General features: G+C 69.0%; 12 protein-coding genes and 1 riboswitch. Of the genes, 10 read left to right on the top strand and 2 right to left on the bottom strand.

Annotated features, from left to right (window positions below; translation table 11 throughout):
• Nucleotides 1–189 precede the first annotated feature (189 nt).
• From ACWD3C_RS36135 to ACWD3C_RS36120, 4 genes are all read left to right on the top strand, one after another.
• Nucleotides 190–954 (top strand): GntR family transcriptional regulator, encoded by a 765-nt coding sequence (locus ACWD3C_RS36135; protein WP_451150747.1) that lies wholly within the window; start codon nt 190–192, stop codon nt 952–954.
• Nucleotides 955–1419: 465 nt separating this feature from the next.
• Nucleotides 1420–2193: a DUF6192 family protein gene (locus ACWD3C_RS36130; protein WP_451150745.1), complete on the top strand. Its 774-nt coding sequence runs from the start codon at nt 1420–1422 to the stop codon at nt 2191–2193.
• Nucleotides 2194–2747: 554 nt separating this feature from the next.
• Complete coding sequence (locus tag ACWD3C_RS36125) at nt 2748–3014, top strand: hypothetical protein (RefSeq protein ID WP_451150743.1); 267 nt, start codon at nt 2748–2750, stop codon at nt 3012–3014.
• Between the two features lie 657 nt (nt 3015–3671).
• A complete protein-coding gene (locus tag ACWD3C_RS36120; protein WP_451150741.1) occupies nt 3672–3893 on the top strand; it encodes a hypothetical protein in 222 nt (73 codons plus the stop codon).
• A gap of 28 nt (nt 3894–3921) precedes the next feature.
• Here the strand turns inward: ACWD3C_RS36120 and ACWD3C_RS36115 are convergent, their stop codons facing one another.
• Both ACWD3C_RS36115 and ACWD3C_RS36110 read right to left on the bottom strand, forming a co-directional pair.
• Nucleotides 3922–4149, bottom strand: coding sequence for a hypothetical protein (locus ACWD3C_RS36115; RefSeq protein ID WP_451150739.1), 228 nt, complete (start codon nt 4147–4149; stop codon nt 3922–3924).
• An 86-nt stretch (nt 4150–4235) separates the two neighbouring features.
• Nucleotides 4236–4583, bottom strand: a complete 348-nt coding sequence (locus tag ACWD3C_RS36110; protein WP_451150737.1) for a hypothetical protein — start codon at nt 4581–4583, stop codon at nt 4236–4238.
• Between the two features lie 532 nt (nt 4584–5115).
• On the opposite strand from ACWD3C_RS36110, the gene ACWD3C_RS36105 reads away from it, so the two are divergent.
• From ACWD3C_RS36105 to ACWD3C_RS36080, 6 genes are all read left to right on the top strand, one after another.
• Nucleotides 5116–5394, top strand: a complete 279-nt coding sequence (locus tag ACWD3C_RS36105; protein ID WP_451150735.1) for a DUF3311 domain-containing protein — start codon at nt 5116–5118, stop codon at nt 5392–5394.
• Entirely contained in the window at nt 5391–7001 is a 1611-nt protein-coding gene (gene mctP / locus ACWD3C_RS36100) for a monocarboxylate uptake permease MctP (protein ID WP_451150733.1), read from the top strand. Before ACWD3C_RS36105 ends, mctP begins: the two co-directional genes overlap by 4 nt.
• A gap of 428 nt (nt 7002–7429) precedes the next feature.
• Nucleotides 7430–7933, top strand: coding sequence for a GNAT family N-acetyltransferase (locus ACWD3C_RS36095; protein WP_451150731.1), 504 nt, complete (start codon nt 7430–7432; stop codon nt 7931–7933).
• 62 nt (nt 7934–7995) lie between these two features.
• A riboswitch (cobalamin riboswitch) is annotated at nt 7996–8135 on the top strand.
• A 124-nt stretch (nt 8136–8259) separates the two neighbouring features.
• Nucleotides 8260–10632, top strand: a complete 2373-nt coding sequence (locus ACWD3C_RS36090; RefSeq protein WP_451150729.1) for a ribonucleoside-diphosphate reductase subunit alpha — start codon at nt 8260–8262, stop codon at nt 10630–10632.
• Between the two features lie 104 nt (nt 10633–10736).
• On the top strand, nt 10737–11693 hold the full coding sequence (locus ACWD3C_RS36085; protein ID WP_451150801.1) for a ribonucleotide-diphosphate reductase subunit beta: 957 nt from the start codon (nt 10737–10739) through the stop codon (nt 11691–11693).
• Nucleotides 11694–11907: 214 nt separating this feature from the next.
• Nucleotides 11908–12873, top strand: coding sequence for a helix-turn-helix domain-containing protein (locus ACWD3C_RS36080; RefSeq protein ID WP_451150727.1), 966 nt, complete (start codon nt 11908–11910; stop codon nt 12871–12873).
• Nucleotides 12874–12881 lie beyond the last annotated feature (8 nt).

The raw sequence follows: 12881 nt of genomic DNA, 5'->3' as shown, positions 1-12881 counted from the left end.
TGTTCGAGTCGGCTCTCACCAGCCGTTATGCGACCTACATATGCAAGGACCTTTAAGTAAGGAGGCGGCGAAAACCGTGCGCTTGGGCCACACTCGTCGGGTAGACCATTTCGCCTCCATGGACTAGACCAGCGAGGGCTGTGAAGGTATACAGAAGGATCACGCCACTAGGAGCCGGGAAGGCGGAGCATGACCACCGACGTCAGCAGTGCGGAGAACGAGGGTGGGGCAGCCGTCCGCACCGCACGCGTGCCCAAGTACTACCGCCTGAAGAAGCACCTGCTCGACATGACCGAGACGCTGCCGCCCGGCACCCCGGTCCCGCCCGAGCGCACGCTGGCCGCCGAGTTCGACACCTCACGTACGACCGTGCGCCAGGCTCTGCAGGAACTGGTCGTCGAGGGCCGTCTGGAGCGCATCCAGGGCAAGGGCACCTTCGTCGCCAAGCCGAAGGTCTCCCAGGCGCTCCAGCTCACCTCGTACACCGAGGACATGCGGGCCCAGGGCCTCGAACCCACCTCACAGCTCCTCGATATCGGCTACGTCACCGCCGACGACACGCTCGCCGGGCTGCTCGACATCACCACCGGGGGCCGCGTCCTGCGCATCGAGCGGCTGCGCATGGCCAACGGCGAGCCCATGGCCATCGAGACGACCCACCTGTCCGCCAAGCGCTTCCCCGCGCTGCGCCGGTCGCTGGTCAAGTACACCTCCCTCTACACGGCGCTGGCCGAGGTGTACGACGTCCATCTCGCCGAGGCCGAGGAGACCATCGAGACCTCGCTGGCCACCCCGCGCGAGGCCGGCCTGCTCGGCACCGACGTCGGCCTGCCGATGCTGATGCTCTCCCGGCATTCCCTGGACCGCGAGGGCCGGCCGGTGGAGTGGGTGCGGTCGGTGTACCGGGGGGACCGGTACAAGTTCGTGGCGCGACTGAAGCGCCCGCAGGAGTAAGAAGCTGTTTCGGAACCGGTGATCTGTGACGTTCTGTGACTGGTGAGCCGGAGACGCCCGGCTCTCAATAAGGGCTGGAATTGGCCATGTTGGCTCGGAGTCTGGTGATGTTGGTGGTGTGGGGTGGAATCTGGGCGCATCGCCGGGCCGGGGTTCCGCTGCCGACGCAGGACGCCGACGCTTCGGCCCGCGTCGGGTGGTGCGCCATGGCCCCAATGGTGGAGATGGTCGGGAAGGTCACACGGAGCCGTTACGACGAGCTGGTGGCCGAGTCTTTGGACATGGTGGAGGAGGACACCCGCTGCCAGTTCGCGCTCGGGGACGCAGTTCTGGAGCTGGAGCCCCTTCGCGGGCACGGCGGTCACCTGCCGCTCGATGAGGGTGACCAGGGTGTGGAGGAGTCGCTGCGGCTGTTCGCCGAGGAGATCGGGCTGTCCTTCTATACCGTCCGCACGCACCGGTGGGTTGCCGCACAGTGGCCCGCCGAACACCGGCAGGCGGGGGGTCTCCTACGAGGTGCACCGGATCCTGGCTTCCGCGCCGGACCGGTTCGAGCTGATCCGGAATCCGCCGCTGAGCGAGCGGACCGGCCGGCGCCGGTGGAGTGCGGAGGTGGCCAAGAGGGTGGTGGGCTGGAAGACCGACGACGCCCTGGTCCCGGTCACCGCCCAGGAGAAGGTCGAGGCGATCCGTGAACTGGCATGCGATGACGAGGCGGTGGCCGCGCAGGTGGCCACCGACTTCCTGCGCCGGCCGGAGGTGGCGTTCAAGGCCATGCGCGACCCCGAGGCCCGGGACAACGTGCACGAGGCCCAGTTCGAGCAGGCCGGGCTCGACGACGACGAGTTCGACGAGGGTCCGTCCCGGGGAGCGGATGCCCACCTTGGCAGCCACTTCTCCGGGGAGCTCCCACGTATTCTCGTTGAACAGCGCGAACTCGCCGAAGCTGCCAGCCCGTTCCGGGAGAACGAGGCGTTGGCGGGTGGGCTCGCCCGCGCCGGCACTACCTCCGTTGCCCTCCTCGTCCCCGCCCGCCACGAGAAACACCCCCACGCCGCCGATCAGCACCAGGGCGGCGGCGAGGGCCAGGGTGGCGCCCGGCCGGAGGGCCCGCCTCCGCGCCTCGCCCGGCCCTGGGCGCACATCCGGGCCCGGATCCGAGCTGGCGTCCAACGCCCCTTGTTCTTCGTCGAGTTCACTCACACGACTCCCCCTCGCGAGGTACGTCCCCCGTTGTAGTCATGTCCCGGCGACCGTAGCGGGCTGGGCTGGGAGGGGTCCCGAAGTAGCGAGGCGTTCGCCCACAGAAGACCACCCCGGACCGCTGGTGCGAGGCCGACTGGCATGCGGCCGCCGAGCGTGCCTTTGCCGTACGGGGCGAGCGGTGTCAGCGCGGCCGACGCACTCCGGGCCGAGGTTGAAGAACAAGCTGAGTGCCCGTTTCTCAATTTCCCTTATGGATCCTCCCCCAGGCGTCTTGGCGGCGCGCCTGCCCGGGCGAGGGCCGGGAGGGGTCCCGGTCGGGGCGGGGTTCCATGGCGACCATGATGCGTAGAACGTCATCCACCGCCGTCGTCGCCGTTGTTGTCGCTGTCCTGTTCGCCGTTCTCACGTCGTGTTCCTCGGATTCTGCGGACGGGTCCCCCGCCGAGGGCCGGCCCAGCGGGTCCGCCTCCGGGTCACCGGCATCCGACCCCACGCAGACTCCCACGGAGTCGGCCACGCCGTCGCCCTCGCCGACCGGGCCGTGCGCTGACGGGACGTGCGAGATCGAGGTCGCCGTGGGGGACGTCGTGACAGTGCCGGAAACGTACGGCCTCGGGCCGATCGAGGTGACGGCGATCACCGGCGGCGCGGTCGAGATGGTCGCGCCGCTGACGGGGTCGGGCTACAGCGTTTCGGGCTGTTCCGGTGGCGGCGGCGTGTCGTCGGAGGGCGGCGGCGGCGTCGGGCTGAGCTGCGGCGAGGGAACCGTCGCGACCATCAACGACGCCATGAGCCTGGAGGTCGTCGAGATCCTCGACACCGCCGCCGTCCTCCGTATCGAACCCGCCGGGTGACGTACGGCTCGGCCCTTGGGGCAGGGCTCCCTCGCGGTTCCGTACGAGGGTGCCGGTCACGCGGGGACAGTACCGAGAGGACTGAGTGCCTGTGTCCGAACCGGCGGAGGCGGCGGCGAGCTGGGCGGCGCTGCCCTTGCGGGCCCTGGACTCCTGGCCCGTGTGCGAGAGAACCAATGGCAAGTCGCTGAGGCGGCTCCTCCACCGACGGATAGTGAGTACATGACAGCTTCCGGGCCGACTTCCCTGTCGATGTCGATGACGATCGTCCTGGCACGTCGTAATCCCGCGTCACTCGCATGCGACCTCGCATCAGCCGAGGCAGCCCTGTACCAACTCGTAAGCGCACTAAGGGACTCCCGGACCTACCGCAGTGGCAAGCGGACTGACGAAGCTCGCCACCAAGCGAAGACAGTTGCGCGCCAATTGCGCCACATCAGCCGCCGCTTCTACACAGGACCGTGCGGGCCTGCCCGAAGGCACAAACGGCTTGGCAGATACGTCAGTGTCCATGACCGCAACGCTCTCGATGATGGCGGTCTCAGGAGCGTCGCCAGGGAACTCGCCTACATCGCCCGGGTGTTACGGAAGATCGGTCCCTGGTCCGGCGCCTCCATGGTGGTGCGCGACAGCTCAGGGGAGAGCACCGCATCCCGCATGGGTGAAATCGGCCAGTCGCTGGCAGCCGTACTCGCCACGGTTGTTCTCGACTTGACCGCTGCCGACCTCACTGGCCTCGAACCCGACCGGCTACCTGGGGTCAATGCGATCTGGTCATCCGGCACTGTCTGGCCCTCCGGCATCGCTGACCGGATACGCACCTCCTCTCGGGAGGTCGGCCCCGGCGTCTTCCTGGTGCGACATCTGGATTGGGCGTAAATCTCGGAGTGGAGGGACTGCGAGCGGGTCACATCCCGAGGTGGCTTTCGACCTGCCTCGCGATCGACCGCGCCAGCTTGTTCAAGTCCGGCTGGATCTCCCCCAAGTCCTCTTGGTCGACGAGCCCGGACTGGTCCAGGTATTCGGTGATCTCGCGGACCATCAAGCTCGCGAGAGACTCTTCTTCTTCGTCGTCGATCGGGAACCCGTCCTCGTCATCGCCCCGCCCACCGCCCGGCTCCGGCTCAGTGTCCACGGCCCTGACCATAGCCGCGCCCGCCGACTTGTCGCCGCCCCCGGCAGGGTGAAGAAGCCGAAGCTCGCCAGCTGAGCCACCCCGGCCTACGAGGACGCGCCGGGACCGTCGTCACCGAACTGCTCGCGCCAGCGCAGATACTCCAGGCTCTGCCATGTCACCCCGGCCTCGATCTGCTCCGGGGTCAGCCCGGTCTCCTCGGCCAGGTCCTCCTCGCTGAGCCGACCCCCATGCTTCTGCAGAGCACTGGCGATCTTCCCGGCCCAGAACTGGGGCTCGATGAATGGCCGGTGTTTGTACTGTTCGACCAGCTCGGCCAGGTGCTCCTTCGTGCACCCGACGACCATCCGCTTGCCATCGAACTTGGCGTCGACCGCGTGGATCGACGATGAGTCCGGGACCAGGGCATACCACTCGGTGCCGTCCGAGACCACGGCCCCGCACAGGTCACACAGCTCAGGCTGGGCCTCGTCCTCGACGCCACTGTCGGGCTCGCTGCTGCACCCTTCCTGTCCATCGCTCCACGGCGGTCGCCGCGTCCTGACGCTCCGAGTTCCGGCACCCCACGCGCCCATCCGTTACAGAACGTCACAGATCACCGGTTCCGACACAGCTTCTAAAGGGTTTCAGGGACAGAGGCCTTCAGGAGCAAGGGTTTCGGTGAACGGGCAACGGCTCCTGCACACGGTGGGCGATGCGGTCGGTGCCGTACAAGGCGGTTGAGGGCGGATACGGACGGACCGGCAGGAGTCGGATCCCGGGCAGGGGTTCCGCTGCCGCTGAATCTGCTGCTGAATCCGGCGAGCGGCCCGGCGAACGACCCGGCGGGAGCGCGACGCGATGCGCACACAACCTCCGCATCCGGTATCCGGACAGGGGGTTCCATACGGCGGAACCTGTCGCTTAGATTTCCTGCGCGTTGCAGCAGGTGATCAGTGTTGGCCGGTGAGGGGATGGAGCCTCCGTATGTCGCAGGAGACGGACGCGCCCGGCGCGCCCGAAATGAAGCCGCCGGTGGTGACACCGGTCCGAGTGGTCGTCGCCCTCTGCCTGTTCGTGCCGTTCGTGGCGATGCTGTGGGTCGGTTCGTACGCCAAGACGGACCCGGAGTTCGTCGGCATCCCGTTCTTCTACTGGTACCAGATGGCGTGGGTGGTCATCTCGACCGCGCTCACGATGATCGCGTACCAGCTGTGGCAGCGTGACCAGCGCGCCCGCAAGTCCCAGAGAGGTGCAGGGGAATGAACGACGGCGTGAACGGCGTGGCCCTCGCCGTCTTCATCCTCTTCTTCGTGGCCGTCACGGTCATGGGCTTCCTGGCCGCCCGCTGGCGCAAGGCCGAGAACGAGCAGAGCCTCGACGAATGGGGCCTGGGCGGACGGTCGTTCGGCACCTGGATCACCTGGTTCCTGCTCGGCGGCGACCTCTACACGGCGTACACCTTCGTGGCGGTCCCGGCGGCGATCTACGCGGCGGGCGCGGCGGGCTTCTTCGCGGTGCCCTACACGATCCTCATCTACCCGCTGATGTTCGTCTTCCTGCCGCGTCTGTGGTCGGTCTCGCACAAGCACGGGTACGTCACCACCTCGGACTTCGTGCGCGGCCGCTTCGACTCGAAGAGCCTGTCGCTGGCGGTGGCCGTCACCGGCATCCTCGCCACGATGCCGTACATCGCGCTCCAACTGGTCGGCATCCAGGCCGTCCTCGACGTGATGGGCATCGGCGGCGGCGAGGACACGAACTGGTTCATCAAGGACCTGCCGCTGCTCATCGCCTTCGGTGTGCTGGCCGCGTACACGTACTCCTCGGGGCTGCGCGCCCCGGCCCTGATCGCGTTCGTCAAGGACACGCTGATCTACATCGTCATCGCGGTCGCCATCATCTACATCCCGATCAAGCTGGGCGGCTTCGACGACATCTTCGCCGCGGCGAACGAGAAGTACGAGACGGCGGGTGCGGGCGCGCTCGTGCCGGGCGCGGCCTCGCAGTGGACGTACGCCACACTGGCGTTCGGCTCCGCACTCGCGCTGTTCATGTACCCGCACAGCGTGACCGCCGTGCTGTCCAGCCGCAGCCGTGACGTGATCCGCCGCAATGCCACGATCCTGCCGCTGTACTCGCTGATGCTGGGCATGCTCGCCCTCCTCGGCTTCATGGCCATCGCGGCCGGCGTCCAGGTGGACAACGGGCAGCTCGCGATTCCGCAGCTCTTCGAGAACATGTTCCCGGACTGGTTCGCGGGGGTGGCGTTCGCGGCGATCGGCATCGGTGCGCTGGTTCCGGCCGCCATCATGTCGATCGCGGCGGCGAACCTCTTCACGCGCAACATCTACAAGGACTTCATCAAGCCGGATGCCACGCCGGCGCAGGAGACCAAGGTCTCCAAGCTGGTCTCGCTGCTGGTGAAGGTGGGCGCGCTGGTCTTCGTCCTCGGCATGGACAAGACCGTCGCCATCAACTTCCAGCTCCTGGGCGGCATCTGGATCCTCCAGACCTTCCCGGCCCTCGTCGGCGGCCTCTTCACCCGGTGGTTCCATCGCTGGGCGCTGCTTGCCGGGTGGGCGGTCGGGATGCTGTACGGGACGATCGCCGCGTACGGAGTGGCTTCGCCGACCCAGAAGCACTTCGGGGGGTCCTCGGCGGAGATTCCGGGGATCGGGGAGATCGGGTACATCGGCCTCACCGCCTTCGTGCTGAATCTCGTGGTGACCGTGGTCCTGACCTTCGTCCTGAAGGCCGTCAAGGCGCCCGAGGGCGTCGACCAGACCAGGCCCGAGGACTACACGGTGGACGCCGGCGATCCTGGAGTGCGGGCGGAGCTGCCGTCGGCCACGGCGGGGGCGGGTCACTAGGGGTGCCCGGGGGGCGGCGCGGGGTTTGATTTCGCCCCCGCCGCCCCTACCCGTCCCATCCCCCAGGGGCTCCGCCCCTTCGACCCCACCGGTAGGGGGTGGGTGGTGGGGTTGTCGGGGGTCTGCGGGTTGTGTGGGGCTGGTCGCGCCCACGCGGCGGAGCCGCATATCGATACAGCCCCGCGCCCCTTGCGGGGCGCGGCCTCAGCCGGAGTGGCGCCGATGAGCCCGCGCCAACCTCGCCGACCTGCTCCAGCCCCATGGGCCCGCGCCAAGCTCCTCCAGCTCCGCGCTGAGCCTTTGCAGCCCAGACCAGGCACCATCAGCCTGTCCAGCGTTTGAGGACGAGGCCGTTCAGGCCGATCTACAGCAACCCCCACCCACCCAAACTGCCCTGCCCGCCCCCCGCCTCCGGCAGACTGCCATCCATGGACATCACGATCCGGCAGGCCAGGCCCGACGAGTACGACGCTCTCGGGGAGATCACCGCGCAGGCCTATCTCGGCGACGGCCTGCTCGACTTCGGTGAGAGCGACGGGTACCTCGGCGAGCTGAAGGACGTGGCCAAGCGAGCGGCCGCGGCCGAGGTCCTTGTGGCCGTGGAGCGGGACCGGGTGCTCGGCGGTGTGACGTTCGTCCCGTCCGGCGGTCCCATGGCCGACATAGCGCGGCCCGGTGAGGCCGAGATCCGCATGCTCGCGGTCACCCCCGCGTCCCGTGGCCGGGGCACGGGCGAAGCCCTCGTACGCGGCTGCCTCGACCGCGCCCGCGCCACGCCCGGCTGCGTCCGCGTCGTCCTGTCCACCCAGGCCGCGATGCGCACCGCCCACCGCATCTACGAGCGCCTCGGCTTCACCCGCACCCCCGAGCGCGACTGGAACCCGATTCCCGAGCTCGACATCAGCCTGCTCACCTACGAGCTGACGCTCTGACACCCTCTGGAACCGATACGGCACAACATGTGGGGGTGACCTCGCGGCCCGGCACAAGATGTATGCTCATGCTCGCTGTCGCCGCAGGGGAATCCGGTGCGAATCCGGAACTGTCCCGCAACGGTGTACTTGTGCATGTCTGTCCCCGGGACAGGCCCGCACGAACGTCAGTCCGAGGACCTGCCGACAGTGCGCCCGGCCGTCCGGTCCGGGTGCCCTGACGTCCGGGTCTCGTGGAATGGGCCGGTGGACGCGACGCCACGTGCGCTCGTGTGCTGCCCCCTGCCCTGTGCGAGGCCCCCGTGCCGAGCGAGGGAGAGCCCCACGTGACCATCGCGCCAGCCGAACCGGCTTCAGCAGCGGCTCAGTCCGCGACATCCACCGCGGACGACGGTCCCGGAGCAACCCTGCTGCGGACCCTGACCGAGCTGACCGCCGACCTCCCCGACGCCGACCCCGGCCGGGTCGCCGCCGCCGCGCTGCGCGGCCGGTCCGCCCGGGCCGACGAGACGGAGCTGCGCGAGCTGGCCACGGAGGCGGCGGCCGGCCTCATCTCCGAGGACCCGGCCTACTCCCGGCTGGCCGCCCGGCTGCTGACCATCGGCATCGCCGCCGAGGCCGCCTCGCAGGGCGTCACGTCCTTCACCGGGTCGGTCGCGGTCGGGCACCGGGAGGGGCTCATCGCGGACCGTACGGCCGAGTTCGTACGCGTCCACGCCGAGCGGCTCGACGCGCTCGCCGACCCGGACGCCGACGACCGCTTCGGCTACTTCGGTCTGCGGACGCTCCACTCCCGCTATCTGCTCCGGCACCCCATCACCCGCAAGGTCATCGAGACGCCCCAGCACTTCATGCTCCGGGTGGCCGCCGGTCTCGCCGAGGACGACACGACCCGGTCCGTCGACGAAGTGGCCGCCCTGTACGGGCTGATGAGCCGCCTCGACTACCTTCCCTCCTCCCCCACGCTCTTCAACTCCGGCACCCGGCACCCCCAGATGTCGTCCTGCTACCTCCTCGACTCCCCGAAGGACGAGCTGGACTCGATCTACGACCGCTACCACCAGGTGGCCCGCCTCTCGAAGCACGCCGGCGGCATCGGCATCGCGTACTCCCGCGTCCGCTCCCGCGGTTCACTGATCCGCGGCACGAACGGGCACTCCAACGGCATCGTCCCGTTCCTGAAGACCCTCGACGCCTCGGTCGCCGCCGTGAACCAGGGCGGCCGGCGCAAGGGCGCGGCCGCCGTCTACCTGGAGACCTGGCACTCGGACATCGAGGAGTTCCTGGAGCTGCGCGACAACACCGGCGAGGACGCCCGCCGTACGCACAACCTGAACCTCGCGCACTGGGTCCCGGACGAGTTCATGCGCCGTGTGAACGCCGACGAGCCGTGGTCGCTGTTCTCGCCGGCCGACGTGCCCGAACTGGCCGACCTGTGGGGCACGGAGTTCGAGGCCGCCTACCGCAGGGCGGAGGCCGAGGGGCTCGCCCGCAGGACCATCCCGGCCCGCGATCTCTACGGCCGCATGATGCGCACCCTCGCGCAGACCGGCAACGGCTGGATGACCTTCAAGGACGCCGCCAACCGCACCGCCAACCAGACGGCCGAGCCGGACCACGTCATCCACTCCTCCAACCTCTGCACGGAGATCCTGGAGGTCACGGACGACGGGGAGACGGCGGTCTGCAACCTCGGTTCGGTGAATCTGGGTGCCTTTGTCGATACGTCGACCGGCGACCTCGACTGGGAGCGGCTCGACGCCACCGTCCGCACCGCCGTCACCTTCCTCGACCGCGTCGTCGACATCAACTTCTACCCCACCGAGCAGGCGGGCCGGTCGAACGCGAAGTGGCGGCCCGTCGGCCTGGGCGCGATGGGCCTGCAGGACGTGTTCTTCAAGCTGCGCCTGCCCTTCGACTCACCGGAGGCCAAGCGCCTTTCCACCCGCATCGCCGAACGCGTCATGCTCGCCGCGTACGAGGCCTCCGCCGACCTCGCCGAGCGCAACGGGCCCCTCCCCGCCTGGCAGAAGACCCGTACGGCCCGGGGCGTCCTCCACCCCGACCACTACGGAGTCGAGTTCACCTGGCCGGAGCGCTGGGCGGCCCTGCGGGAACGCATCGCCGAGACGGGGCTGCGCAACTCGCTGCTCCTCGCCATCGCGCCCACCGCCACGATCGCGTCGATCGCCGGCGTGTACGAGTGCATCGAGCCCCAGGTCTCCAACCTGTTCAAGCGCGAGACCCTCTCCGGCGAGTTCCTCCAGGTCAACTCGTACCTGGTGAACGAGCTGAAGCGGCTCGGCGTCTGGGACGCCCGCACCCGCGAGGCGCTGCGCGACTCGGGCGGGTCGGTGCAGGACTTCACCTGGATCCCGGAGGACGTACGCGCCCTCTACCGCACGGCGTGGGAGATCCCGCAGCGCGGCCTGATCGACATGGCCGCCGCCCGTACCCCGTTCCTGGACCAGGCCCAGTCCCTGAACCTCTTCATGGAGACGCCGACCATCGGCAAGCTCTCCTCGATGTACGCGTACGCCTGGAAGTCGGGCCTGAAGACGACGTACTACCTGCGTTCCCGCCCGGCGACCCGCATCGCCCGCGCCGCACAAGCCACTGTCCCCGTACAGCAGCCGGCCCCCGAAGAGGCCGTCGCCTGCTCCCTGGAAAACCCCGAGTCCTGCGAGGCCTGCCAGTAATGCCCACCCGTCGCCCGACCACCGCCCCTGATGGACGGCGCTTCGCGCCGACCGGATCCCCCCAGAACCTCCTCGACCCCGGCTTCGAGCTGACTCTCCGCCCCATGCGCTACCCCGACTTCTACGAGCGCTACCGGGACGCCATCAAGAACACCTGGACCGTCGAGGAGGTCGACCTCCACTCGGACGTCACCGACCTCGCGAAGCTCACGCCTGGTGAACAGCACCTGATCGGCCGTCTGGTGGCCTTCTTCGCGACGGGCGACTCGATCGTGGCGAACAACCTGGTGCTGACCCTCTACAAGCACATCAACTCCCCTGAGGCACGGCTGTATCTGTCGAGGCAGCTCTTCGAGGAGGCCGTCCACGTCCAGTTCTATCTGACCCTGCTGGACACCTACCTCCCCGACCCGGAGGACAGGGCCGCCGCCTTCGACGCCGTCGAGAGCATCCCGTCCATCCGTGAGAAGGCCGAGTTCTGCTTCAGGTGGATCAACGAGGTCGAGAAGCTGGACCGCCTGGAGACCAAGGCCGACCGCCGGCGCTTCCTCCTCAACCTCATCTGCTTCGCCGCCTGTATCGAGGGCCTGTTCTTCTACGGCGCCTTCGCGTACGTCTACTGGTTCCGCAGCCGGGGCCTGCTGCACGGCCTGGCGACCGGCACCAACTGGGTGTTCCGGGACGAGACGATGCACATGAGCTTCGCCTTCGACGTCGTCGACACCGTCCGCAAGGAGGAGCCGGAGCTCTTCGACGACCAGCTCCAGGAGCAGGTGACGGACATGCTGCGGGAGGCCGTCGAGGCAGAGCTGCAGTTCGCGCGCGACCTGTGCGGTGACGGCCTGCCGGGCATGAACACCGACTCGATGCGGCAGTACCTGGAGTGTGTCGCCGACCAGCGTCTGACGCGCCTCGGCTTCGCCCCGGTGTACGGCTCCGAGAACCCGTTCTCGTTCATGGAGCTCCAGGGCGTTCAGGAGCTGACCAACTTCTTCGAGCGGCGCCCCTCGGCGTACCAGGTCGCGGTGGAGGGCACCGTCGACCTCGACGAGGACTTCTGAGCCTTCGGGGCCGCCCGCAGCTGGCGGTCGATCCGGCGCTCGTGGAGGTGTCCCACGAGCGCCGGGCCGAGGAGCAGGGCGAAGAGAACCAGAGCGGTCATGTATCCAAGGAGTGCGTCCATGCGGTAAGCGTCGTACGCGCTTGACACTCCTCACAGTGGCAGGACTGCCGTACCCCCTCGAATTCCTGCCAAGCCTGCGGCACACTGGCGGCATGCTGAAAAACGTGGCCGCCGTCCTCCTCGACGGCGTGCACCCCTTCGAACTGGGCGTCGTCTGCGAGGTGTTCGGCCTCAACCGCAGCGACCAGGGGCTGCCGGTGTACGACTTCGCGGTCGTCTCGGCGGAGGGCCCGTCGCTGCGCACGCACGTCCCCGGGTTCACGGTCTCCACGCCGTACGGCCTCGACCGGCTGGAGGAGGCCGACCTGATCGCCGTGCCGGCCGGGAGCGACTTCGTCGAGCGCGACTATCCGCCCGACCTGCTCACGGCCCTGGCGCGGGCCGCCGACCGCGGGGCCCGGGTACTCAGCGTCTGCTCGGGGGTGTTCGTGCTCGGCGCCGCCGGACTGCTCGACGGGCGGCGCTGCACCGTGCACTGGCGGCACGCCGAGCTGCTGGCCCGGCAGTATCCGCGGGCGGTCGTCGAGCCGGACGTGCTGTACGTGGACGAGGGCACGGTGATCACCTCGGCGGGCACGGCCTCCGGCATCGACGCCTGTCTGCACATCGTCCGTATGGAGGACGGGCCGGAGGTCGCCAACGCCATCGCGCGCCGCATGGTCGTGCCCCCGCACCGGGACGGCGGCCAGGCCCAGTACGTGGAGCGGCCGCTGCCCCGCTCGCAGTGCGACACGGTCGGCGGGGTGCTCGTGTGGATGGAGCGCCACCTCGACCAGGAGGTGACCGTCGAGCAGCTCGCCGCGCGTGCCCATATGTCCCCGCGCACCTTCGCCCGCCGCTTCCAGCAGGAGACCGGAACGACGCCGTACCGCTGGCTCCTGCGCCAACGGGTGCTGCTGGCCCAGCGGTTGCTGGAGGCGACGGACGAGACGATGGACACGATCGCCGACCGAACGGGGTTCGGCACGGCGGCCGCGCTGCGCCATCAGTTCGTACGGTCGCTGGGCACGACCCCGCAGGCGTACCGGCGCGCGTTCAGGGGCCCGCGAGCCGCCTGAACGCGCAC

The sequence above is a fragment of the Streptomyces sp. NPDC002845 genome, assembly GCF_053591955.1.
Note: the sequence above shows the minus strand (reverse complement) of the source record. Positions and strands in the feature narration are given on the sequence as shown.